Origin of the sequence: Natronobacterium haloterrestre (genome assembly GCF_900112205.1) — an archaeon.
In the GTDB taxonomy this organism is placed as follows: domain Archaea; phylum Halobacteriota; class Halobacteria; order Halobacteriales; family Natrialbaceae; genus Natronobacterium; species Natronobacterium haloterrestre.
In genome coordinates this window covers 60,903-84,141 of the sequence record NZ_FOKW01000009.1, presented here as the reverse complement: position 1 = coordinate 84,141, position 23,239 = coordinate 60,903, and the positions used below count along the sequence as shown (strand labels likewise).

General features: G+C 66.6%; 18 protein-coding genes and 1 tRNA gene. 10 read left to right on the top strand and 9 right to left on the bottom strand.

All coding sequences use genetic code 11. From position 1 onward, the window contains the following. The first annotated feature begins 128 nt into the window (after positions 1 to 128). From BM113_RS16550 to gcvPB, 7 genes are all read left to right on the top strand, one after another. On the top strand, positions 129 to 2,144 hold the full coding sequence (locus BM113_RS16550) for a hypothetical protein (protein ID WP_245758083.1): 2,016 nt from the start codon (positions 129 to 131) through the stop codon (positions 2,142 to 2,144). 140 nt (positions 2,145 to 2,284) lie between these two features. Further along, on the top strand, positions 2,285 to 3,622 hold the full coding sequence (hmgB, locus tag BM113_RS16545; protein ID WP_089789160.1) for a hydroxymethylglutaryl-CoA synthase: 1,338 nt from the start codon (positions 2,285 to 2,287) through the stop codon (positions 3,620 to 3,622). Positions 3,623 to 3,935: 313 nt separating this feature from the next. Then, complete coding sequence (locus tag BM113_RS16540) at positions 3,936 to 4,796, top strand: sulfite exporter TauE/SafE family protein (RefSeq protein ID WP_089789159.1); 861 nt, start codon at positions 3,936 to 3,938, stop codon at positions 4,794 to 4,796. 18 nt (positions 4,797 to 4,814) lie between these two features. Next, complete coding sequence (locus BM113_RS16535) at positions 4,815 to 7,340, top strand: heavy metal translocating P-type ATPase (RefSeq protein ID WP_089789158.1); 2,526 nt, start codon at positions 4,815 to 4,817, stop codon at positions 7,338 to 7,340. Positions 7,341 to 7,429: 89 nt separating this feature from the next. Then, positions 7,430 to 8,629, top strand: a complete 1,200-nt coding sequence (locus BM113_RS16530; RefSeq protein ID WP_089789157.1) for an AI-2E family transporter — start codon at positions 7,430 to 7,432, stop codon at positions 8,627 to 8,629. 291 nt (positions 8,630 to 8,920) lie between these two features. Then, positions 8,921 to 10,264, top strand: a complete 1,344-nt coding sequence (gene gcvPA, locus BM113_RS16525) for an aminomethyl-transferring glycine dehydrogenase subunit GcvPA (RefSeq protein ID WP_089789156.1) — start codon at positions 8,921 to 8,923, stop codon at positions 10,262 to 10,264. Then, positions 10,261 to 11,736 carry an aminomethyl-transferring glycine dehydrogenase subunit GcvPB gene (gene gcvPB / locus BM113_RS16520; protein WP_089789155.1) on the top strand — a complete coding sequence of 492 codons (1,476 nt, stop codon included), beginning with the start codon at positions 10,261 to 10,263 and terminating at the stop codon, positions 11,734 to 11,736. Before gcvPA ends, gcvPB begins: the two co-directional genes overlap by 4 nt. 58 nt (positions 11,737 to 11,794) lie before the next feature. Here gcvPB and BM113_RS16515 read toward each other — a convergent pair whose 3' ends face one another. After that, positions 11,795 to 13,690 (bottom strand): inositol monophosphatase family protein, encoded by a 1,896-nt coding sequence (locus BM113_RS16515; protein ID WP_089789154.1) that lies wholly within the window; start codon positions 13,688 to 13,690, stop codon positions 11,795 to 11,797. Between the two features lie 199 nt (positions 13,691 to 13,889). Beyond that, positions 13,890 to 14,069, bottom strand: coding sequence for a DUF7838 family putative zinc beta-ribbon protein (locus BM113_RS21965; protein ID WP_143095850.1), 180 nt, complete (start codon positions 14,067 to 14,069; stop codon positions 13,890 to 13,892). A 131-nt stretch (positions 14,070 to 14,200) separates the two neighbouring features. On the opposite strand from BM113_RS21965, the gene BM113_RS16510 reads away from it, so the two are divergent. The 3 genes from BM113_RS16510 (at position 14,201) to BM113_RS16500 (ending at position 16,981) form a co-directional block, all read left to right on the top strand. Then, the gene (locus BM113_RS16510) at positions 14,201 to 14,734 is read left to right on the top strand and encodes a cob(I)yrinic acid a,c-diamide adenosyltransferase (protein ID WP_089789153.1); all 534 of its coding nucleotides are present in this window, start codon (positions 14,201 to 14,203) and stop codon (positions 14,732 to 14,734) included. A gap of 119 nt (positions 14,735 to 14,853) precedes the next feature. Further along, positions 14,854 to 14,928, top strand: a tRNA-Val gene (locus BM113_RS16505). A gap of 625 nt (positions 14,929 to 15,553) precedes the next feature. Next, complete coding sequence (locus BM113_RS16500; RefSeq protein ID WP_089789152.1) at positions 15,554 to 16,981, top strand: sodium-dependent transporter; 1,428 nt, start codon at positions 15,554 to 15,556, stop codon at positions 16,979 to 16,981. A 92-nt stretch (positions 16,982 to 17,073) separates the two neighbouring features. Here BM113_RS16500 and hypF read toward each other — a convergent pair whose 3' ends face one another. The 7 genes from hypF to BM113_RS22400 are packed head-to-tail and all read right to left on the bottom strand — an operon-like array spanning position 17,074 to position 23,236. Continuing rightward, positions 17,074 to 19,395 carry a carbamoyltransferase HypF gene (gene hypF, locus BM113_RS16495; protein ID WP_089789151.1) on the bottom strand — a complete coding sequence of 774 codons (2,322 nt, stop codon included), beginning with the start codon at positions 19,393 to 19,395 and terminating at the stop codon, positions 17,074 to 17,076. A gap of 2 nt (positions 19,396 to 19,397) precedes the next feature. Further along, positions 19,398 to 20,216, bottom strand: a complete 819-nt coding sequence (gene hypB, locus BM113_RS16490; protein ID WP_089789150.1) for a hydrogenase nickel incorporation protein HypB — start codon at positions 20,214 to 20,216, stop codon at positions 19,398 to 19,400. Between the two features lie 4 nt (positions 20,217 to 20,220). After that, positions 20,221 to 20,640 (bottom strand): hydrogenase maturation nickel metallochaperone HypA/HybF, encoded by a 420-nt coding sequence (locus BM113_RS16485; RefSeq protein ID WP_089789149.1) that lies wholly within the window; start codon positions 20,638 to 20,640, stop codon positions 20,221 to 20,223. Position 20,641: 1 nt separating this feature from the next. After that, complete coding sequence (gene hypE, locus BM113_RS16480; RefSeq protein WP_089789148.1) at positions 20,642 to 21,676, bottom strand: hydrogenase expression/formation protein HypE; 1,035 nt, start codon at positions 21,674 to 21,676, stop codon at positions 20,642 to 20,644. After that, complete coding sequence (gene hypD, locus BM113_RS16475; RefSeq protein ID WP_089789147.1) at positions 21,673 to 22,770, bottom strand: hydrogenase formation protein HypD; 1,098 nt, start codon at positions 22,768 to 22,770, stop codon at positions 21,673 to 21,675. The genes hypE and hypD overlap by 4 nt, the downstream gene beginning before the upstream one ends. Then, complete coding sequence (locus BM113_RS16470) at positions 22,767 to 23,060, bottom strand: HypC/HybG/HupF family hydrogenase formation chaperone (RefSeq protein ID WP_089789146.1); 294 nt, start codon at positions 23,058 to 23,060, stop codon at positions 22,767 to 22,769. Before BM113_RS16470 ends, hypD begins: the two co-directional genes overlap by 4 nt. Then, on the bottom strand, positions 23,060 to 23,236 hold the full coding sequence (locus BM113_RS22400) for a hypothetical protein (RefSeq protein WP_177209200.1): 177 nt from the start codon (positions 23,234 to 23,236) through the stop codon (positions 23,060 to 23,062). Before BM113_RS22400 ends, BM113_RS16470 begins: the two co-directional genes overlap by 1 nt. Positions 23,237 to 23,239 lie beyond the last annotated feature (3 nt).

Here is a 23,239-nt window from a genome sequence, read left to right as displayed (position 1 = left end):
CGGCTTCGGTCGCGGTCGGACGATAATTTCGGGCCTCGAGTCACGACTCGAGCGACGACGGTCGGGGCCGGAGGCTTCGGCCCGACTCGAGCCGATAAGCGTTTACGTAGTTACGACTATCTTGCATTATGATCCGTCGGGGGGACGACCGGGCCGTCACGGTCCAGATCGGGGCGATTTTGCTCCTCGCGATCCTGTTCTCTGCGCTCGCGATCTATCAGGTCAACGGCGTCCCCGCGGAAAATCAGGTCATCGAGAACGAACATAACCGGCAGGTTCAGGGGGAGATGAGCGAGCTCCGGAACGCGATCAAGAACGTGGGAGCACCCGGCGAACCGGAAAGGGCATCCGCCTCCGTCACGCTTGGAACCAGCTACCCCACCCGGACCTTCTTGACGAATCCACCGGACCCCAGTGGCACGCTCGAGACGACTGATGCGGGGACCGTGCGCGTCGACAACGCGACGGTCGATGGGGCTTACTCCGGTGATGCTGATGCGCTCGTAGGAACTAGCTACGAGACGCGGACGGTGGTCTACGAACCGTCGTACAACGAATATCGGAACGCCCCGCGTACCCGGATCGAACACGGGTACATGTTCAACGAATTCGACGACGCCGTGATCGACCGGACCAAGCAACCGCTAATCGACGGCGATCAGATTACGATCGTCCTCGTGGAGGGGAATCTGTCGACGTCGGCGAGGGAGACAACCACCGTCGATGCAAAACTGCTGGACGGGCCAACCGATCCGGTCGACATCGAACCTGACGGCGGCAACATCACGGTTACGGTGCCGACGGCCTCGCCGGCAGCTTGGAACGAGACGATCGGGACCACGTTCGACGACGGCCAGAACAGGTCCCGGGTTACGGCGTACGCAGATGGGAGCCTGATGATCGAACTCGCGAACGATTCTGACGCGGACTATCGGCTCCGGATGGCCCGGGTCGGCGTCGGTGACGCCAGTTCCGACGGGACCGACGAATTCGATATCTCGGACGCCCGTTTCGACGAGACCGAATCCAGCGGTGCGTATGACGTTCAGTGGAACCGGACTCGAACAGACAACGACGACGACCGTGTCTCCTGCTCAGCCGACGGCTGTACGGTTACTGTGGCCGACAAATATGATAGGGTACCGACAGTCGTCGAGACCGTCCCGTCGATCGATGGAGCCACCATCGAATACGCCGTCAGCGACGACGGAACTGCAGCATTCCCTTCAGGGCCCGGAACGATACAGGACGGCGAACACACTGCCGAACTCGAGGCACGATCGAACGGGACCATTACGGCCTACGCCTCGAGTGGCGGAACGGGCGATCGACTCGACGTTACCGTCCGAATCGAGTCAGGCGGTTCCGGCCTCCCCGAAGGTCGGGTCGCGTACCACGATGAAAACGGGAACGGCGCATACGATGACGGCGAACCGACGTACTCGGAGAGCGATCTCGAAAGCCTCGATGTCGCCGGTTCCCTAATCGTCGCGAAGGACGCGTTCTCCGCAACCGGAATGGACGTCTCCGCAAGAACGCTTACTGTCGAGGATGGCGTGCAACTATCGGCGGAATCCAGTGGGATTCAGTTGACGACTACCAGCGGGGAACTGCGTGTCGGCGGAACGCTCAATACGACTGCCGGGTCTGGCGAGTCCGTGACGCTCGACGCTGCAGGTAGGACTACACTATCGGACGGGACCGTTCGATCCGGCGGCGATATTTCGGTCAGTTCCGTCGGCGTCATCGTCGCGGACGAGGCTGCGTTCGATGGGACCGCCGCCAGCGACGGTTCGATATCGATCTTCGGGGACGATGCCGTCTCGATGCGGCGGGCGACTGTGACGACTCAAGGGGAGATCACTACCGCTGCGGGAACGTCGCTCGACGCGTCGGCCGCTGGATTCGAGTCGACCGGGGACGGACGGACCGTCGCCCTCGAGTCGAGCGGCGACATGACCCTCGATCGAACCGCGATCGACGTGGGTACTGGCGGAACGATGTCCGGCGACCTCAATCAGGGGAGCAACACCCTCTATGTCGACGGAGCTGAGTTCCGGCAGAATGGGGATCCGGGCACGTTCGACTACTCGCCCAACGGCGTCGACGTGAACGGCGAGCCGGCCGTCGGGTCGACGAACTGACTATACTTTCCGCGCGGATCGATTCTTTCCCGCGACCGGGAACGTCGCTCGAGCAGAGCCAGTTCGAGACGCCACGTTCTTCGTCGATCGTCGAAGTGAGGAACGACAATACCTTGTATCATCACCGCTATATTGAAGGTATGACCGCAGTCGGTATCGACGCCATCGAGATCTGGACCGGGAATCTCAAACTCGACCTCCCCGGCACGTTCGCCCCGCAGAAGGGCGAAGACCCCGAAAAGTACACGAAAGGCCTCGGTCTCCACGCCAGTTCCTTCCCCGACAGCTACGAGGACATCGTCACGATGGGCGCGAACGCCGCTCACCGGCTGATGGAACGTAAGGGCCTCGAGCCCGACGATATCGGCCGTATCGACGTCGCGACCGAGAGCGCGTTCGACAACTCGAAGCCGGTTTCGACGTACGTCGCTGGCTGCCTCGAGCAGGTCTTCGAGGGTGACTTCCACCACGCGAACAAGGGCGAGCGGAAGTTCGCCTGTATCGCGGGGACCCAGAGCCTGGACGACGCGTACAACTGGATCAAGGCCGGGCGGAACCGGGGCCGCGGTGCCCTGGTGATCGCCACCGACACGGCCCTGTACGCCCGTGGCGACGCGGGCGAGGCGACCCAGGGTGCCGGAGCCGTCGCGATGTACATCGACGAGGATCCGGATCTGGTCGAACTCTCTGCCGAGCAGGGGTACGGCTCCGCCGACGAGACCGACTTCCTCAAGCCCAACCAGCAGTTCCCCTCGGTGGACGGCAAGCGTTCGGTGCAGGTGTACCTCGCACGCATGCGCGAGGCGCTCGAGGACTACGAGCAGGTTGCTGGCGACGTTCACCCCGATGACTTCGCGTACGCGCCGTTCCACACGCCGTTCCCCGGAATGGTCCGGAAGGCCGCGCTGCTCGCCTATCGACACGTCATCCGTGACACGAGCATCGAGGACGAACTCGCCGACGAGATCGGCCGCCAGCCCCGTCCCGAGGCGTTCGACGACGACGAGGCGTACCACGACGCACTGCGGGAGTACATGGACTCGCTCAAGGAAACCGATCGCTACCAGGAGTGGTACGACGCCACGATCGATCCGACGCTGTCGATCTCCCGGAACGTCGGGAACTGGTACACTGGCTCCGTCCACGTCGCCCGCATTAGCGCCCTCAAGCAGGCACTCGAGGACGGCCGGGACATGACCGGCGAGACGCTGCTGGTCGGCTCCTACGGGAGCGGCGCGCAGGCGGAGATCCACGCGGAAACGGTCCAGAGCGGCTGGGAAGACGAGATCGAGGGCCTGAACGTCGACGAACAACTCGAGGAGCGATACGACCTCGAGTGGGCGGATTACGAGGAGATCCACGACGCCCACAACCACGATGTCGACTCCGACGTCGAGGAGTTCACGACGCCCGAGTCCGAGTTCGTCTTCGACGGCTGGGGCCGGATGGGCGAACGGAAGTATCGCTACGTCGAGTAACGAAGCGATCGCGGTTCGGTCGTCCTGTTCGGGTGTCGTCCCGTTTTTCTCGCTCGATATCCGGTTCAGTTTCTCCTTCGGGCAGCCGTGTCCGGGGTCCGGAGCTCTCGAACCCCTGGGTCCGGACTCGAGTGATGCGAAACCCATTACCCGTTCCGGTGGATAGGGCAACTGATAGCGACCGGCACCGGGACCGGCACCGGGTACGACACGGACCGGAGACGGAACCGGTATCGAAATCGGAATCCGAACGGAGTCGGAGTCGGAGTCGGAGTCAGAGTCAGACCCTCTCGAGGTCGATCACGCATCACGCATGGATCCACTCACTTTCCTCGGCATCGACGTGGCGCTGTTTTTCGTCATCGGCCTACTGGCCGGTGCACACTGTATCGGCATGTGTGGCCCGCTCGTGACCGTGTATGCAAGCCACATGGACGGTGGGTCGGCGCGGGCCGACGGTGCCGGTCGAGGGACGGGGGCCGGGGCGGCCTCGAGCCGCGGCCGGGCCGGCCACCTCACGACCTACGAGGTCCGACAGCACGCCCTGTTCAACCTCGGCCGGACCGCGAGTTACACGCTGCTTGGCGCGCTCTTCGGAACGCTCGGGAGCCTCGTCTACCTGACGACGGCCGAACTCACCTCGATCGTCGACCTCGCGCGGGGCGCCATTGGCCTCGTCGTCGGTGCGTTCGTGATCGCGACCGGCGTCTACTATCTGCTGGGCCGGACGACCGGCGGCATCCAGGTCCCCGGCCTCGAGCGCGTGACGGCCTGGCTCACGGCTCGCGTCGAACGGCTCGCGAACGGGCCGGGGATCGTGGGCCTGGGCGCGATGCACGGACTGCTCCCCTGTCCGGTGCTGTACCCCGCGTTCCTCTATGCCTTCGCGACCGGCTCGACGGTCGGTGGCGCGCTCGCGTTAGCCGCGCTGGGGCTCGGGACGGTGCCGGCGGTGTTCGCCTACGGGACCGTCATCGACGCGGTCGACGTGGCTCACCGCCGGCGCGTCCACCGACTGCTGGGGGTGGCGTTCGTCGCCCTCGGCTACGTCCTGTTTGCCCACGGACTGATGGCGCTGGGGATACACGTTCCGCACCCGCAACTGCCGTTCTACGACGGAATCGAGGCGGCAGGGACCGGACTCGAGGGGGCAGGCGGCCACGACGGACACTGATCGAAACTCACCCGAACGATGACCGACGAAGCGACCGACGCGGCCGACGGCTGCACGCTCTGTGACCTTCCGGTAGAGGGAGGTGGCGTCGTCGCGGACGGCAACGCCTTCTGCTGTGTCGGCTGTCGCGACGTCTACGACGCGCTCGGCGACGTCGACGACGTCAGTGCCGCGGACGTTCGCCGGCGGCGTGATACGGAAACGGAGAACGAGACGGACGAACCCTCGAGCGAGGAGCCGGACGTCCCGGACGACCACGAGGCGACCTACCTCGAGGTAGACGGCATGTACTGTGCGACCTGCGAGGCGTTTATCGAGTCGGTCGCCGCCGAAACCGAGGGTGTCAGCAACGCGAACTCGAGTTACGTCACGGAGACGGTTCGGATCGACCACGACCCCGAAACCGTCTCGGTCGACGAGATTCGGGAGGTCATCAGCGGCCTGGGCTACAGCGCCTACGACCGCGAGGACGCGTTCAGCCGCCGCCGGGCCGACGACTGGGAGGCGGCCCGGATCGGGGTCGGCGTCCTGATGGGGATGATGGTGATGCTCCAGTATCTCGTCATCATCTATCCGACCTACTTCGGCGGCCTGTTCTACGACGAGCGGACGACGACGTTCTTCGAGGAGACGCTCGCGAGCGGCCTCGCGACGCCCTTCTACGTCGTCATCGCCGCGCTAACGACGGTCATCCTCCTGGTCACCGGCGGGCCGATCCTCCAGGGGGCGTACGTCGCCGTCCGGACGCGGACGCCGAACATGGACCTGCTGGTAGCGATCGCGGCCGTCAGCGCCTACCTCTACAGCACGCTCTCGATCGTCGTGGGCGGCCCCCACATCTACTACGACGTGACCGTCGCCATCGTCGTCATCGTCTCGGTCGGCGGCTACTACGAGTCGACGATCAAACGCGAGGCCACGGAACGGCTCTCGGACCTGACGACGGTCCAGGTCGACGAGGCCCGCCGGGTTCGCGACGACGGTGAGCACGAGTCCGTCGCCCTCGAGGCCCTCTCGGCCGGCGACCGGGTGCTCGTCCGGGCCGGCGAGCGGATCCCGGTCGACGGGGAGGTCGCCGACGGCGAAGCCGCGGTCGACGAGGCGGTCGTCACCGGGGAGTCGCTGCCCGTCACCAAGGCGACCGGCGACGAGGTCGTCGGCGGCTCGATGGTCTCCAACGGCGCGCTAACGATCCGCGTCGGGGAGAACGCCACGAGCACGCTCGACCGGATCACCGAACTCGTCTGGGACCTCCAGAGCGGTACCAGCGGCATCCAGAAGCTCGCGGACAAACTCGCGACGATCTTCGTCCCGGTCGTGCTCGCCCTCGCGGCCGTCGTCACCGCGCTCTACCTCGTCAGCGGGGCCGGAATCGCCGAGTCGTTGCTGATCGGACTCACCGTCCTGATCGTCTCCTGTCCGTGCGCGCTCGGACTCGCGACGCCGCTCGCCGTCGCGGCGGGCATCCGCGACGCCCTGCGAAACTCGATCGTCGTCTTCGACGACAGCGTCTTCGAACGGATCCGCGACGCCGACACCGTCGTCTTCGACAAGACCGGGACGCTGACGACCGGCGAGATGACCGTCGTCGACGCCGACTGCGACGACGACCTGCTCGAGCGGGCGGCCCTGCTCGAGGATCGATCCGCGCACCCGGTGGGGACGGCGATCGCGGCGGCGCGCCCGGTCGCGGACGGCGGTACGGTCGAGGCGGAAAGCGAAGGGGCGGCCGACGGTTTTGGCGATCCGGACCCGGACTCGGACCCTGACCCGGACTCGGACTCGGACTCGGACCGGGAACGGGACCGCGTCGACTCCTTCGAGAGCCACCGTAACGGCGTCTCGGGCGTCGTCGACGGCCAGGAGGTCGTCGTCGGCCACCCCGACCTGTTCCGCGACCGGGGCTGGGACGTGCCCGACGCCGTCGCGGATCGGATCGACGACGCACGCGAGACCGGGCGAGTGCCGGTCGCGGTCGGCCAGGATGGCCGCGCCGAGGGCGTGATCGTCGTCGGCGACGACCTTCGCGAGGAGTGGAGCGAGACGGTGTCGGCCATCTCCGACGACGGCGTCGAGGTCGTCGTTCTCACGGGCGACGACCCGCGGGCGGCCGACCGTTTCCGGGAGTACGACGCCGTCGACCGCGTCTTCGCGGGCGTCCCGCCGGAGGGAAAAGCCGAAACCGTCGAGCGGCTCAAGGGGCGGGGGCCGACGGTCATGGTCGGCGACGGCACCAACGACGCTCCCGCGCTCGCGGCCGCCGACCTGGGAATCGCGCTGGGCGGCGGTACCGCGATGGCCGCCGACGCCGCCGACGTCGCGCTGGTCGACGACGACCTCACTTCGGTCGAGACCGTCTTCGACCTCGCGCGGGCGACCGACCGCCGCGTGAAAGGCAACATCGCCTGGGCGTTCTGTTACAACGCCGTCGCGATCCCGCTTGCCGTGACCGGGCTTCTCAACCCGCTTTTCGCCGCGCTCGCGATGGGTGCAAGCAGCCTGCTGGTCGTCACGAACTCCTCGAGGACGCTGCTCGAGGACTGACTCGACGCGCGGGTGAGGGTGAGACGAGGGCGGCCACCGTACGCGGAGAATCACCGGGACTCATTGTACCCACTGTCGTACCCCAACCCATGGGAGAGAGTTCCGCGGGTCCCACGCGGGCGTCCGAGCGGCCCGCCCTCGCCGCCGTCGCCGCCGTCGCCGTCCTCCTCGCGGCGCTGGTCGTGTTGCCGTACGTCCAGTACGTCCTGCTGGGGATCGTGCTCGCGTACGTGCTCGCACCGGCCCAGCGGCAACTCGAGCGGTATCTCCGGCCGCTGTACGCCGCGGTCGTGCTCGTCGGCGTCGCGATCCTCACGATCCTGTTGCCGGTCGCGTACGTGCTTGCCATCGCCTTCCGCGAGGCGCTCGAGGTGGTGTCGGCCGTCCAGAACGGCAGTCTCGACGTCGAAGCGATCGAGGCGCGACTCGAGGCGACGGGGTACACGGTCGATCTCGTCGAGATGTGGGGCACCTACCAGGAGCCGATCGCGACCGGGCTCCAGGGGCTCGCCACGAGCGGCCTCGAGATCGTCGGCGGCCTGCCGAGCATCCTGATCGGGATCACGGTAACGCTGTTCGTCCTGTTCGCGCTGTTACGGGACGGGGGTCGGCTGATCGCGTGGCTGCGGGGAGTCCTGCCGATCGAGGACCGTCTTCAGCGGGAGTTGCTGGCGGAACTGGATCAGTTGATGTGGGCCTCGGTCGTCGGCAACGTGGCCGTGGCGGCGATCCAGGCGGTCGCCCTCGGGGCCGGACTGGCGGTGCTCGAGGTCCCCGCGGTGGTCTTCCTGACCGTCGCGACCTTCGTGCTGGCGCTGTTGCCGCTCGTGGGCGCGTTCGGCGTCTGGCTGCCGATCTCGGTGTACCTGGTAGCGACCGATCAGTTACTTGCGGCGGCCGGCCTCGTCGTCTACGGCTCGATCGTCAGCGCCTCGGACACCTATCTGCGACCGGCGCTGATCGGTCGAACGAGCGCGTTCAACTCGGCGATCGTGGTCGTCGGCATCTTCGGCGGGATCGTCGTCTTCGGGGCGGTGGGGCTGTTCGTCGGGCCCGTGGTCCTCGGCGGTGCGAAGATCGCGGTCGACGTCTACGCCCGGGAGCGGCGACGGGACTCCGAACCGGGAGCCGGCAGGCCGCCGATGCCCCCGGTCGGGGTCCGAGATTCCGGAACCGCCGAGAGTACGACCTCCGGAGCCGACGCGGAGTCGGAAGCCGCGACGGAGACCGATCAGGAGACCGAAACCCCCACCAACCCGAACGCCGACGCTCGAGGGAGCCGCGACTGACCCGTCGACTCCGGAAACGAACCCCGAAGCGTCGGCCGGAACGGGTGCGTTAATTACCCCCTAGCCGTTAGCAACGCATATCGTGTCTCGAATCGATACCCGCGTTTCGTGCGGGCGGGGACGGCCGGCGGTCGGTGACGACGTCGACCCGGTGGCCGACGTCGAACCGGAACGGACGACAGACCCCGCGCGAAAGCGAACGGCAACGGCTTCCGTTCGCGAGCGGGCGTTCGCGGACGTTTGTGGACGGCACGACCATCACTACGCTCACGCTCACGCTAACGCTCACCCATGACCGGATCACACTCACACGCAACGGGGAGCCCGTACGCTCCCCACACGGAGGAGGAACGGGCGGCGATGCTCGAGGCCGTCGGCGCCGAGGCCGTCGAGGAACTGTTCGACATCCCGGAGGCGGTCGAGTTCGACGGCGAGTTCGGCATCGATGCACGGACCGAACGCGAGACGAGGGAACTGGTTCGTTCGCTCCTCGAGCGAAACGACGACCTCACGGAGCTACTGGGCCGGGGCCACTACGGCTACTACGTCCCCTCGCTGGTCGACCACCTCGCGGACCGCTCGGAGTTTCTCACCTCCTACACGCAGTACCAGCCCGAGGTGTCCCAGGGGTTCCTGCAGGCGCTGTTCGAGTACCAGTCGCTTCTGGTCGAGTTGACCGGGCTCGAGATCGCCAACTGTTCGATGTACGACGCGGCGACCGCGCTCGGCGAAGCCGCGACGCTGGCCGACCGGGTCCGCTCGACGAGCGGCACGCGGGTACTCGTCCCCGACCTCCTGCGGGAGGGACGCCGTAGCACCCTCGAGAACTACGTCGCCGGCACGGATCTCGTCGTCGAGGAGTACCCGACCGAGGACGGCGGCGTCGACCTCGCCGCCCTCGAGGACGGCGTCGACGACGAGGTCGTCATGATCTACGCCGAGAACCCGACGATCCGGGGAACGATCGAGGAGCGCCTCGACGAGATCGGCGACCTCGCGGACGACGCCGGGGCGCTGTTTGCCCTCGGCTCGGACCCGATCGCGCTGTCGCTGCTCGAGCGGCCGGTCGACGTCGGCGCGGACGTCGTCGTCGGCGACGCGAGCGTGCTCGGCCTGCCGACGAGCTACGGGATGGGCCTCGGCCTCTTTGCCTGTCGCGAGGACTACCTCCGGCAGGTCCCCGGCCGGCTCGTCGGGGCCAGCGAGGACGCGACCGACCGTCGGGCCTACACGCTGACGCTGCAGACCCGCGAACAGCACATCCGACGCGAGCGGGCGACGAGTAACATCTGTACGAACCAGGCGTGGGTCGCCCTGCGGACCGCGATGCACGCCGCAACGCTCGGCCCGAGCGGCATGGTCGACCTCGCAAAACGCGGCGTTCGACGGGCCGAAGACCTCGCCGAGCGCGTCGACGACCTCGTCGGCGTCGAAGCACCCGTTCACGACCGCCACCACCTCCGGGAGTTCGTCGCCCGCGTCGATCAGCCGGCGCGGGCGATCGCGGCCGATCTCGAGGACCGGGGGTACGCGGTCCACGTCGTCGGTGACCACGAACTGCAGATCTGCGTCGCCGGCGCGACCGACGAGCAGATCGACGGCTTCGTCGAGGCGCTCTCCGAGGTGGTACGATGACTGATACTGACGACAACGTTCGATACGACCAGGCACGCTACGTCGAGAACGGCCAGTACGAACCCCTGCTCTCGGAGAAGGATCTGACGCGGGTCGAGATCGGCGAGGAGAACGGTGGGGACGATGGGGACGACTCCCCGCTCCCCGACGACCTCACCCGCGACTCCCTCGAGTTGCCCGAACTCTCCGAACCCGAACTGGTCCGCCACTACACGCGGCTCTCCCAGATGATCTACGGGATCGACAGCGGCCCCTACCCGCTGGGGTCGTGTACGATGAAGTACAACCCCAAGTTCACCGAGGACGTCGCGGCACTCCCCGACGGAGCGGTTCACCCCGATCGCTCGGAGGAGTCCGTCCAGGGCACCCTCGAGTTGCTGTACCGGCTCCAGGACTACCTGGGCCGGATCGGCGGGATGGACGCGGTCACGCTCCAGCCGCCCGCAGGCGCGGCCGGCGAGTTCGTCGGCATCCGCGTCGCGGCGGCCTACCACGAGCACAACGGCGAGGGCCACCGCGACGAGGTCATCGTTCCAGAGAGCGCCCACGGGACCAACTTCGCCAGCGCCGCGCTGGGCGGCTACGAGGTCGTCTCCCTGCCCAGCGACGACGAGGGCCGGGTCGACCTCGAGGCCCTCGAGGCGGCCCTCTCGGAGAACACGGCGGCCCTGATGCTGACGAACCCGAACACGCTCGGGCTGTTCGAGCGCGACATCGAGGAGATCGCGGAGATGGTCCACGACGTCGGGGGGCTGCTCTACTACGACGGGGCGAACCTCAATGCCCTGCTCGGGCGCGCCCGTCCCGGCGACATGGGCTTCGACGTGATGCACTACAACGTCCACAAGACGTTCGCGACGCCCCACGGGGGCGGTGGCCCCGGTGCCGGCCCGGTCGGCGTCGTCGACGAACTCGCGCCGTTCCTCCCCTCGCCGCGGGTCCGGACCGACGGCGACGCGAGCTACGAACTGTTCGAGCCCGAACACACCATCGGCAAGGTCCACGGCTTCCACGGCAACTGGCTCGTGCTCGTCAAGACCTTCGCCTACATCGCCCGCCTGGGCGACGAGGGGCTGACGGACGCCAGCGCCAAGGCCGTGCTCAACGCGAACTACCTCGCGAGTCGGATCGAGTACGACGTCCCCTACGAGCCGTTCCACCACGAGTTCGTCGCCAGCGCGGGCGACCAGGACGCGGCCGACGTCGCGAAACGCATGCTCGACTACGGCGTCCACCCGCCGACGACCAAGTGGCCCGAAATCGTCCCCGAGGCGCTGATGACCGAGCCGACCGAGGTCGAGAGCAAGGACACGCTCGACCGCCTCGCGGCGGCGTTCAACGCCGTCGCCGGGGAGGACGACGCGACCCTCGAGGACGCCCCGGAACGGACGACCGCGCGTCGGATCGACCAGACCAGCGCGGCCCGAAGTCCGCGGCTGTCCTGGCAGACGCTCTCGGAAGAAGAGGAGTGACGTAGAACGTCCCATCCCGAGTCCCGCTCGTTCTCGAAAGACGGCACTCGACGACGGCTCAGTCGCCGCCGTCGGCGTTCGTCTCCGCGCCCGTCCGTCCCGCCTCGAGGTGCTCGAGCAGCGACGGGTGGAGGGGCCCGTTCGAGCCCAGCAGCGCCGCGCGGCCGTCGTCCTCGAGCGTGAGTTCGAACCGCTCGCCGCGCTCGTCGGTGATCGTCGCACCCGCGGCGCGGGCGATCACCAGGCCCGCGGCGACGTCCCACGGGTGGGTGTCGTGTTCCCAGGTGGCGTCGGCGCTGCCGCTCGCGAGGTAACAGAGGTTGAGCGCCGCCGATCCCAGCCGGCGCACGCCCCGTGACTCCTGGTAGAAGTGCGAGAGGAAGGAGCCGTCCGGGTCGTACCCCGAGATGAGCATGCTCTCGTCGAGGCGGTCCCGGTCGGTCGTCTCGATCCGGTCGCCGTTGCGCCGGGCCTCGCGACCCGCGATCGCGCTGAACAGTTCGTCGGTTTCGGGGACGTAGACGACGCCGACGACTGGATCGCCGTCCTCGAGCAGCGCGATCGAGACCGAGTAGTTGGGGTTGCCGTGGGCGAAGTTGCCGGTCCCGTCGAGGGGGTCGACGACCCAGGTGTAGCCGGAGGGAGCGGCCGGCGTGGCGGCGTCGACGTCGGCGGGATTCCGGTCGCGATTCGGCGGCTCGGTGCCGTCCTGCTCCCAGGGAGGCCCCTCCTCCGAAAGGATCCGGTGATCCGGGAACTCGTTGCGGATCACGGCCGTGATGATCCGGTCGGCCTGGTGGTCGGCCTCGGTGACGACGTCCGATTTGTCGCTTTTGACGGTGACGGTCTCGACCTGGCCGTGCAGTTCGCGAAGCGGCTCACCGGCGGCCTCCGCCGCCTCGGTCGCGATCCGCAGCGCGCGCTCGTGGACGTCGGCTTCGTCCGTCTCCGCTGACCCGTCGTCCGGGCTCGTCGCGGTCCCGACCCCACGCCGCGAAGCGAGGGATTCGTCCGGTGCGGGCCCGGAGCCGGCGGCGACCTCGAGACGTCGGTCGAGGTCGGCGTCGACTGCGCCGCCGGTGCCCGGATCCGGGTCGGGATCGCGGATGTCCCAGCCGAGCTTCTTCGAAATCGCCGAGAAGAAGTGGTCGTCGTAGCTCGTCCGGACGACGTGGGCAAGCTGGTCGGCCCCCGTCACGAGCACCTCGCTGCCGGCCTCGAGGGTCGCGTGCGAGCGCCCGCCGTCGACCAGCAGGCTCGCCTCGCCGCGGGTGACCAGCCGCAGTTCCGTCGAGGGCGAGACGACGACCGGCCGAACCCCGAGCTGGTGGGTGTGCAACGGCACCAGCTGCAGGGTGTGGTTGTTCACCGGATAGTGGATGGGCCCGTTCGCCGACAGCGAGATGCCCGTCGACCCCGTCGGCGTCGAGACTGCCACGCCCGTCCCCTCGAACTCGCCGACGTACTCGTCGTCCGCGTAGACGTCGAGCGTGGTGATCTTGCGGTCGATGGGGTCCTCCGGCGGCACGTGCTCGAGCATGACGTCGTTGATCCCGGTCGCCTCGAGCCCGGGAGCCTCGACGGCCACCTGCTGGCGGCTGTCGACCTCGGCGCGGCCGCGGATGACCTCGTCGAGCGCCGCCTCGAGGTTCTCCGGTTCGACCCGCGAGAGGAACGCCAGGGTCCCGGTGTTGATCCCCAGTTGCGGGACGTTCCGCGGTGCGAAGGTCTTGATCCCCTCGAGGAAGGTGCCGTCCCCGCCGATCGTCACCCCCAGCGTCGCCCGGTTCTCGTCGTAGACGTCGCCGATGTCCTCGCCGACGTCGACCGTCGCGAGGTCGATCCCCCGGTCGGTCGTCCAGGCCTCGAGCCTGGCGAGGGCTGCCTCGCTGTCCTCGCCCGGGCTGACGATCGCGACGATCGCGTCCGTCGTCGCGAGTCTCCGTCCTTGCATCGGTTCTCGGGTCGCCGTAGGAACGCCCGAAACAAGGGTGTTGGTATTCACCACGCCGGTCCCGTCGGTCGTCGTCGGCGTCGGTTCGAGAGGAGAGAGCGGGTCGACGAGGGGTTGATGGGGGCCGTTGGTCGCTGGTCAGCTATCGGTTACCGCCTGTCGGTTGCCGCCTATCGCCGCCCGTCGATTCACGCACGGATCAGGCGTCGGCACTCGAGTCGACCGCCGTCCCGTTGTCGCCGATCCGGACGAAGCCGTACGAGCACTCGGGGCAATGCCACTTGATTTTCTCGCCCAGATGCAGGGTCGTACTCGCCGCGCGGTAGAACGTGCGATCCTCCCCGCACTCGGGACAGTAATGGTCGAGTTCCATGGACATACGGGCCCGTTTCGGGCCGAGCGATTTTACGTTTTCGTCATCGAGCGCCGGCCGTCGTCGCGACTCGAGTCCGACGCTCCGACGGTGCGTTCCCGACAGGGATTAAGTGAGTTCCCCCCGTCGCTCCGGACATGTCGATATATACGGGTCGCGGAGACGACGGGGAGACGGATCTACGGGACATGAGTCGCGTCTCGAAGACTGACCCCCGAATCGAAGCCTACGGCACGGTCGACGAACTCAACGCACTGCTCGGGACCGTTCGCCCGACCGAGTACGACGACGTCGACGAGCGGCTACGGACGGTCCAGAACCACCTCCACGTCGTCCAGGCCGAGTTCGCCGACCCCGATCCCGACGAAGACGCCCCGGAGATCGAGACCCACCACGTCGAAACCGTCGAGGAGTGGATCGACGACTGCGACGAGGAACTCGAGCCGCTGACAACCTTCATCCTGCCGACGGGGAGCGAACGCGGCGCGCGACTCCACCACGCGCGGGCGGTCTGTCGACGCGCAGAGCGCCGGGCGGTCGCCCTCGCCGAGAACGAGGAGATCAACGAACTCGCCGTCCAGTACCTCAACCGGCTCTCCGACGGGCTCTTTACGTTCGCTCGACTGGTCAACCAGCGCGACGGGGAGACGGAAGAGGAGCCGACGTACTGACTCCTGATGGGGTTCGGCTCGAGGGCTCGATGGCTCGATGGCTCGATGGCTCGAGGTCCCCACCTGCCGCGGTCGATGAAAGGAAGCCTTAAGTCGAACGCGCGGGTACGACGGACTGCGGGTTGGTGATCTAGTCCGGTTATGATACCTCCTTCACACGGAGGAAGTCGGCAGTTCAAATCTGCCCCAACCCATTTCTGACGGAACAACAACCGACGAGCGGAGCGTGGCGATACCGCCACGCAACGCGAGTCATCCGTTCCGTCAGAAATTGTTACGGTAGATTTGAACGAGACGAGTCACGCGCAGCGAAGCGAGCGTGTCTCGGCGTGGTTCAAATCTGCCCCAACCCACTACTTCTGTCGCGAGCAAACTCGAGAGCGACGGGATCGTGACGTTGGGCAGATTTGAACCGCCGAATCGCGGCTCGCGCAGTGACCGCTGGGTGCGAGCAAGTACGTCTCGGCGTGGTTCAATCTCCTTCACTACTCACACGATCTCCGCGTCCAGTATCGGTCCCTGCCGTAGACAGACGCCTCGAGTGGGAGGACCGGTCCCGACGTCAGGAGGACACCGCCGACCGAGTCGGATCACGCCGGACAGCCATATAAGTAATTGTTCCGAAATGAAACGGTCGATCACGGATCTCGAGATGCTCAAACGCGGTTTGCTGGGACCTGATTCGCCCTTCGCGGACATATGAAACGGACCCATCGTGTCAATATATCTCGACTACCTCCCAGCACCCACCCAACTGCGAGTGCGCTGAGCCACTGAGTAACAATTCTTATGCGCGCCGAGTTGGTTCGCTGAGACAGAATGGTACGTGAGAGTTGGGCGAGTCGTGCCGGATTTATCCTGGCCGCGGTCGGAAGCGCGATCGGGTTGGGAAACCTCTGGCGGTTCCCATGGATGACCGCGGAGAACGGCGGAAGTGCCTTTCTGCTGTTGTATCTGTTCACTGTCCTCGTCGTTGGGGTTCCGGGGTTGCTGGCCGCGTTCGTGATCGGTCGACGGTCGAATCGGAACCCGGTCGGAGCGTTCAAGTCCCTCTCCGGATCGCGTTTCTGGACGGCGTTGGGCGGGCTCTGTGTCGTCACGTCGATCATGCTACTGTCGTTCTACAGCGTCGTCGGCGGGTGGATTCTCCGCTACTTCCTCGAGAGTGCGACGGGTGCCTATTTCGCGGATCCTGAAGCCCATTTCGCGACGATCAGCTACGGTGCCGAAGCGTTCGGGTACCAACTCGCCGTCCTCGCGGCCACGTCTCTGATCGTCGGTGCAGGGATCAGGCGCGGCATCGAGGCGACGACGAAGGTGATGATGCCCGGCATCGTCGTGTTGCTCGTCGGACTCGCGATCTGGGCGGCCGGACAGCCCGACACCGCGCAGGGCTACGAGTTTTACCTCGGGTTCGACGGGGCCTACCTGGCCGAGAACTTCCTGTCGGTGCTGGGTTCGGCCGCCGGCCAGGCGCTTTTCACCCTCTCGATCGGTGGCGGAACGATGATAACCTACGCGTCCTACGTCGACGACGATCGCTCGCTACCCCTCGACGCCTCGGTTATCGCCGTATTCAATCTCGGCATCGGTATCCTGGCCGGACTGGTGGTCTTCCCGTTGTTGTTCTCGTTCGCGCCAGGACCGACCGAGGGCGGCCCCGGCGCCCTGTTCGTCGGTATCGCCAGCGCGTTCGCGAACCTGCCCGGCGGACGACTCCTCGGCGCGGTCTTCTTCCTGGTCGTTTTCCTCGCGGCCCTCACGAGCCTGATCAGCATTCTCGAGATCCCGGTCTCGTTCCTGGTCGACGAGTTCGACCTCGAGCGGTCGACTGCGACCCGTGGATTGTTCGCGCTGGTCGCGCTTACCGGCGGCGTGAACGCGTTCAGCCCCGCGGTGTTTACGCTGTTTGCGGATCACCTCGTCGATCTGTTGTTGGTGCTCGGGCTGACCGGGTTCATGGTGTATACGGCCTGGGTACTCGGCCCGGCCGCCATCGAGGAGTACCTCGAAGGGTCGGGTGCGATCTCGCGCCCCCTGGCGATCCCGTGGCGGTACGCGATCGGGACCGTCTTCCCGGCATTCCTCCTCTTTACGTTCTACGCCGACGTCACGGCCCTGGCCGGGCTCTCGGTGGGGCGAGGGCTGTTGTCGGTCGGGACGCTGCTGACGATGGTGGTGCTCGTATCGATTGCCCGCCGTACCGTCCCCGAAACCCGACCACGACCGGGGCAGCGCCGGGACTGACCGGACCGAGTCACCCGATTGGCTCGAATCGAGTGCATCGCCCGCAGCGTTGCTCGAGGTGATAGCTCTGCCGCCGGGAGCAGGCACGCGGCTCAGCGGTTTCGTCCGCGACCACCGCGTGCCCGTGCGACGATCGCCTGTCCGTACGAAACGCCGCCGTCTCCGGCGGGAGCGTCAACGGGGGTCGCAAACGAGAGGCCGGCTTCCGTTACGTGCCGTCTAATTGCTGCGGTTATCGCGTCGTTGTAGGCGATGCCACCAGTGAACCCGACCGTCTCGAGGTCACGCTCGTGTGCAGTCTCGACGGCGATCCTCCCCAGACCGCGTGCCAGTGCCTCCTGCGCGGTCGCAGCGACGTCCGCTTGCGGGTACTCCTCGGTCATGGCAGCGAGATCAGTGACGAGTGCCCGCACATCGAGAGTTCGTTGCCCGTTACGGCTCGTGAACTCGAGATCGATCGACCGTGGGCTTCCGTCGTGGGCAGCCGCCTCGAGTCGCATCGCTGGCTCGCCCTCGTAGCGACGACGGCCACAGACGTCGAGCAGAGCACTCACGGCATCGAGGTACCGACCTGCACTGGTCGTCGTCGGTGTGTTTACTCCGCGTTCGGCCTCCTGTCGGACGACAGCGGCCTCGGTGGGTGTCTCGGCCACGTCGGTCGCCAGAAGCCGCTCGTCGATCCGCTCTTCGTCCGCGAGCAGGCTCGCGAGGATCCGTGCCGGCTCGCGTATTGCCGCTCGACCGCCTGGCAACGAGAACTGCTCGAGACCACCGACACGCTCGAAGTCGGCAGGCGTGACGTCGAGCACTTCGCCGCCCCAGATCGTTCCATCCGGGCCGTACCCTGTGCCATCGGCAACGATCGCGACCGTTCGCTCGAGATCGTGTTCGGCACAGAGGGCTGCGGCGTGGGCATGATGATGCTGGACACGGAGCAGGTTCTCGTCCCCGTTCTCGGCGTATCGTCTCGCCCACTCGGTCGTCGTAAACTCCGGGTGTAGGTCGCAGGCGACGACGTCCGGTTCGATCCCGGTCAGCGCCGTCAGTCGATCGACGGCTTCCTCGAGAAAGGCGAGGCCGTCGGGTCCGTCGACGTCGCCGACGTGCTGTGACGGGACGACGCGGTCACCGTCGGCGACGGCGACAGTCACGTCCCGTTCCGGCCCGAGCGCGAGAACCGCCGGTCCCTCGTCCGCGTCATCGACGGCAGGCAGCGCCATCGGCGTCCATCCCCTCGAGCGACGGAGAAACCGCCGTTTGCCGTCGACGGTACGGACGACGCTGTCATCACAGCGATTGACGATCGTTCGGTCGTGAACGAGGGCACCATCGACGACATCACCCAACCGTTCCCACAGGTCAGTTGCGGACGTGACCATCGGCTCGCCGGGACGGTTCGCGCTCGTCATCACCAGGGGCTCCTCGACGTGGTCGAACAGCAGGTGGTGGACGCCAGCGTAGGGCAAGGCAACGCCGACGGTGTGTAATCCTGGTGCGATCTCGTCGAGCCAGGTCGTCTCGTCGTCGCCCTCGAGAAGGACGATCGGCCGGCGAACGTCCTCGAGGAGCTCCCGTTCGTTCCCGTCGACGAGCGCGAACGAGTTGACCGAAGCTACGTCCGGTGCCATCACCGCGAAGGGTTTCGTCGGCCGCCCAGTTCGCTCCCGGAGTCGGTCGACGACGTCTGGGTCGGTCGCGTCGCAGACGAAATGCGTGCCGCCGGTTCCTTTCAGCCCGACGATTTCCCCGTCGGCGAGAGCGGATGCGGCGCGTGCTATCGCGGCCGAGCCGTTCGCGACGCTCGCAGCGGGATCGGCTTCGTATCGCAACGTCGGCCCGCAGTTCGCACAGGCGACGGCCTGAGCGTGATACCGTCGATCCGCAGGCTCTTCGTAGCGATCCCTGCAGTCCTCACAGAGCGGGAATTCGTCCATCGACGTCCGGTCGCGGTCGTAGGGGACCCCCCGGACGACCGAAAATCGAGGCCCACAGTCGACGCAACTCGTGGCCCAGTAGCTATGGTACAGCGAGTCCGGGTCGCGTACGTCCGCGAGACACCGGTCGCAGATGCCAGTGTCGGGCGGGACGGGAGCCCCACCCCCGGACCCGGAATCAGTGGTGCCGTCCGTACTCGAGTCGCGAATCTCGAACCCGTCGGTCCCGACGGGATCGGTCCAGGTCACGTCGACTCGATCGACCCGCGAGAGCGGAGGGTTCTCCGCCCGGAGCGTCTCCAGAACGGACTCGACGCTCGAGCGGTCGCTCTCGAACGCAGCGTCGACGGTCCCTCCGGCGTTGCGAACGTAGCCGCTGACACCAGCGTCGAGTGCCGTTCGGTAGACGAAGGGTCGAAAGCCGACACCCTGGACGACGCCGTCGATCCGAACCGTCGCCCGAACCTGATCGGCCGCCATAGTTACTCGTATGCGTGAGCCGTCTCGTGGTCGTGTTCGTGTCCGTCGAGAAAGTCAGCAAGCGCGTCGACGCCGTCGTCGCCGCGGGCGTTCGTTTCGAAGACGTCCATGCCAGGAGCGACGTCCGTCACGTCGGCCCGCATTCGCTCGAGGTCAGCGCCGACGGCGTCGGCGAGGTCGGCCTTGTTCACGACCGTCGCGTCACAGGCCTGGAACAGGAGCGGATGCTTCCGCACCACGTCATCACCTTCGGTTACGCTCACGACCAGTACGCGCGTCTGTGCACCCAGCGGGAAGTCGGCCGGACAGACCATGTTGCCGACGTTCTCGAAGTAGAGTCGATCGAGTTGCTCGAGGTCGAACGAGTCGATCGCATCGTCGACCAGCGACGCGTCGAGGTGACACTCCTTCCCGGTGTTGACGGTGACGGTTTCGACGCCGTGTTCCTCGAGCCGGCGAGCATCGTCCTCACCGGCGACGTCGCCGACGACGACGCCGACACGTTCCTCGGCAGGGACACGCTCGGCGAGTCGCTCGAGCACCATCGTCTTGCCGCTGCCGGTCGCACCGAGGAACTCGATGCAAGTGACGTCGTTGTCGTGGACGACTCGTTCGTGGACGTCGGCGGCTTGCTCGCGGAAACGAGCGAGGACATCGTCCTCGTTGCCCCCGTGGTCGTGATCGTGCTCGTGGTCGTCGTGACCGAATCGGTGACAGCGAAGGGTCGACGGGATCTTCAAGGCGGTGGCGAGCACCGTGTTGAGTCGTGAGCTGTACGCCGTGGATCGGTCGATATCGATCCGTGTTCGGGTTGGATACATAGTATTAGTCACCGGTTTCGTCGATTCGCATCGGGTCGTCACCGTTCCCCGCGGACGAGTCCGCGTCGGGAACGGTGATACTCGAAAGTCGACACTCCTTGCCCCGGACCAGTTCGAGCCGTTCGCCACAGTCGGGACAGCGCAAGTTCGGCGCGACAGCTCCCGACACGTCGAGCGTCGGCGGCTCGCCGTCCCAACCACAGTCACAGCGGGCGTGTGGTTCGACAGGGTCGATCGTCACCGTGGCGTCGGCTGCTGGCGTTCCGTCGGCGATCGTTTCCAGGCAGAACGTGAGCTGGTCGGGGTTGACATGGGTCGCCGTCCCGAGTTCGATCGTCAGTTCCTCGATTATCGCAGTCCCGTGGTCGGCTGCGGTCTCGAGCGCTCGTTCGAGCACGGCATCGGCGACGCTAAACTCGTGCATACTAGCAGATCCGTGGAAGTTGAACGCCCTCCGGTTCCGAGAGGTAGCGCCGGCCGAAGCCGGTATCGAGGACGACCCGGCCCGCATGGTCGTCGGTAACCTCACCGACGACCGCGGCGTCCTCGCCCAGCGGATGGCTGCGGATCGCTTCGAGTACCGCCTCGGCGTCCTCGGGATCGACGCCGAGGAGGACTTTCCCCTCGTTTGCCACATCCAGCGGGTCGATCCCCAGCAGTTCGCCGGACGAGGCGACGGTGTCCCCGACCGGTATCGCAGTTTCGTCGACCGTCGCTCCGACGTCCGCCTTGCGGACCATCTCGTTGACCGCGGTGGCGAACCCTCCCCGCGTAGGATCTTTCATCGCCGTCACGGTTCCGGCCTCGAGCGCCGCCGCGACGAGGCCGTTGATCGGGGCGACGTCGCTCTCGAGGTCGCCCTCGAGATCGAACCCCTCCCGTTCGGCCAGTAGAGCGATGCCGTGGTCGCCGACGGGACCCGAGAGAATGAGCTTGTCCCCCGTCGAGAGGCCGGCGTCAGGGACGTGTTCCCCGTCCGGAATGATGGCGACCCCGGTCGTGTTGACCACGATGCCGTCGATCTCGCCGCTCCCCATCACCTTCGTGTCGCCGGTCGTGATCGCACACTCGGCCTCCTCGCAGGTCGCTGCCATCGATTCGAGAACCGACTCGACTTCCGACAGCGGGGTACCTTCCTCGACGACCAGTGAACAGGTCAGCGAGAGGGGGTCGGTCGCGCCCATGACCGCGAGGTCGTTGACCGTCCCCGCGACCGCGAGCCGACCGAGGTCGCCGCCGGGAAACGATCGCGGCGAGACGACGTGACTGTCGGTCGTGGTCACGATCGCGCGGTCGCCGACGTCGTGAACCGCTCCGTCGTCCAGGGCCTCGAGTCCGACCGACTCCTGCCCGTTGCTGGCCAGGTGCGGCAGGACCGTCTCTTCGATCAGTTCGGTCGTCCGTCCCGTCCCTGCACCATGCGCGAGAGTGATCGTCTCGTCGTCTACGTCATCAGTCATAGATCGGGTCGCCCTCCGTACTCGAGGTGAATCTTGCACGTCCCCTCGTCGGACACCATACAGGCCCCGACGGGATTGGACGGCGTACACTCGTCGCCGAAGAGGTCACACTCCTCCGGCGAGGTCGTCCCGGCCATAATGTCCCCGCAGAGACACTGCTCGGTTAGCGGGTCCACGTCTCCCTCGACGGGCTCGATATCGAACCGTTCGCGGGCGTCGTACTCGGCGTACGCGTCGCTCAAAACGAAATTGGCGTCCGGGATGTCGGCGATACCCCGCCACTCGCCGGCCGTCAGGTCGAAGACCTCACGGATGGCGTCCATCGCTGCTTCGTTACCCTCCCTGGTGACACAGCGTGGGTACGCGTTCGCGAGTCCGTCTTCGCCTTCGGCGAGGAACTCGAGCAGTTTCCGGAGGCCGTACAGGACGTCGATCGGCTCGAAGCCGCCGACGACGACCGGCAGGTCGTAGCCGTCGACGAATTCCTCGAAGAGACCGTATCCGGTGATCGTCGCCGCGTGTCCGGCAGCGAGGAACCCGTCGACGTCGGTGTCCGGCATTTCGGCGACGACTTCCATCGCCGGCGGGACGTACTTGTGTGCCGACAGCACCGAGAAGTTCTCGGGTGGGCCAGTCTGCAGGATCGCCGCGGTCGGTGCCGCGGTCGTCTCGAACCCCGTCGCGAAGAAGACGACTTCCTCGTCGCGTTCCGCCGCGAGATCGACCGCCTCGCTCGCGCTGTAGACGACCTCCACGCTCGCCCCCGCTGCCTTTGCGTCGGCGAGACTCTTTCTCGTACCGGGAACGCGGAACATGTCGCCGTACGTGGCAACGACTTTCCCGTCCTCGGCCAGCGCGACGGCCTCGTCGACTTCCGGCATGTCGGTCACACAGACCGGACACCCCGGCCCCATCGTGATCGACAATCCCTCGGGGAGCATGCTCCGCAACCCGAACTTCGCGATGACCTGTTCGTGGGAGCCACAGACGTGCATGATCTCGACGGGATCGTCGATCCGATCCATCAACTCCTCGAGGTCGGCCGCTAACTCCTCGGCTGCGTCCGGATCACGGAACTTCAGGTCCTCGCTCATTCGTCCCCACCGAGCTCGAGCTCAGCCGTCTCACTCCCCTGTGAACCGATTTCCTCGAGGGCCTCGTCGGGATCATCCGCGAACAGCGACTCGTAGATGGCCATCGTCTCTTCGACTTCGTGGTCCGGAATCTTCCGGATCGCGAACCCGGCGTGGTTGAGAACGTAGTCGCCGACCTCGACCGCGTCGCCGACGACGTCGAGCCTGACCCGGCGTTCGACGCCCCAGAAGTCGGCGACTGCCTCCTGGCCGTCGATCTCCCGGATCTCGCCGGGGACACCCAGACACATCAGACGCCACCCCCGTCGCCGTCGTTTACCTGCGAGCCGATCATCTCCGGGTCGCCGGCAAGCAGCCGATCGGGGCGGAAATGGCCCCTCACGTGGTGGCCGTTGCTCTCGTGCTCGTCGATCGCGTCTTTCGCTATCCGTTCACCGCAGTCAGTACAGTGCCAGTAGCCTTTCATTGG

Excerpts from the sequence above, each read along its gene's own strand:
- BM113_RS16550 (WP_245758083.1), top strand. The coding sequence starts at position 129 with ATGATCCGTCGGGGGGACGACCGGGCCGTCACGGTCCAGATCGGGGCG.
- hmgB (WP_089789160.1), top strand. The coding sequence starts at position 2,285 with ATGACCGCAGTCGGTATCGACGCCATCGAGATCTGGACCGGGAATCTC.
- BM113_RS16540 (WP_089789159.1), top strand. The coding sequence starts at position 3,936 with ATGGATCCACTCACTTTCCTCGGCATCGACGTGGCGCTGTTTTTCGTC.
- BM113_RS16535 (WP_089789158.1), top strand. The coding sequence starts at position 4,815 with ATGACCGACGAAGCGACCGACGCGGCCGACGGCTGCACGCTCTGTGAC.
- BM113_RS16530 (WP_089789157.1), top strand. The coding sequence starts at position 7,430 with ATGGGAGAGAGTTCCGCGGGTCCCACGCGGGCGTCCGAGCGGCCCGCC.
- gcvPA (WP_089789156.1), top strand. The coding sequence starts at position 8,921 with ATGACCGGATCACACTCACACGCAACGGGGAGCCCGTACGCTCCCCAC.
- gcvPB (WP_089789155.1), top strand. The coding sequence starts at position 10,261 with ATGACTGATACTGACGACAACGTTCGATACGACCAGGCACGCTACGTC.
- BM113_RS16515 (WP_089789154.1), bottom strand. The coding sequence starts at position 13,690 with ATGCAAGGACGGAGACTCGCGACGACGGACGCGATCGTCGCGATCGTC.
- BM113_RS21965 (WP_143095850.1), bottom strand. The coding sequence starts at position 14,069 with ATGTCCATGGAACTCGACCATTACTGTCCCGAGTGCGGGGAGGATCGC.
- BM113_RS16510 (WP_089789153.1), top strand. The coding sequence starts at position 14,201 with ATGTCGATATATACGGGTCGCGGAGACGACGGGGAGACGGATCTACGG.
- BM113_RS16500 (WP_089789152.1), top strand. The coding sequence starts at position 15,554 with ATGGTACGTGAGAGTTGGGCGAGTCGTGCCGGATTTATCCTGGCCGCG.
- hypF (WP_089789151.1), bottom strand. The coding sequence starts at position 19,395 with ATGGCGGCCGATCAGGTTCGGGCGACGGTTCGGATCGACGGCGTCGTC.
- hypB (WP_089789150.1), bottom strand. The coding sequence starts at position 20,216 with ATGTATCCAACCCGAACACGGATCGATATCGACCGATCCACGGCGTAC.
- BM113_RS16485 (WP_089789149.1), bottom strand. The coding sequence starts at position 20,640 with ATGCACGAGTTTAGCGTCGCCGATGCCGTGCTCGAACGAGCGCTCGAG.
- hypE (WP_089789148.1), bottom strand. The coding sequence starts at position 21,676 with ATGACTGATGACGTAGACGACGAGACGATCACTCTCGCGCATGGTGCA.
- hypD (WP_089789147.1), bottom strand. The coding sequence starts at position 22,770 with ATGAGCGAGGACCTGAAGTTCCGTGATCCGGACGCAGCCGAGGAGTTA.
- BM113_RS16470 (WP_089789146.1), bottom strand. The coding sequence starts at position 23,060 with ATGTGTCTGGGTGTCCCCGGCGAGATCCGGGAGATCGACGGCCAGGAG.
- BM113_RS22400 (WP_177209200.1), bottom strand. The coding sequence starts at position 23,236 with ATGAAAGGCTACTGGCACTGTACTGACTGCGGTGAACGGATAGCGAAA.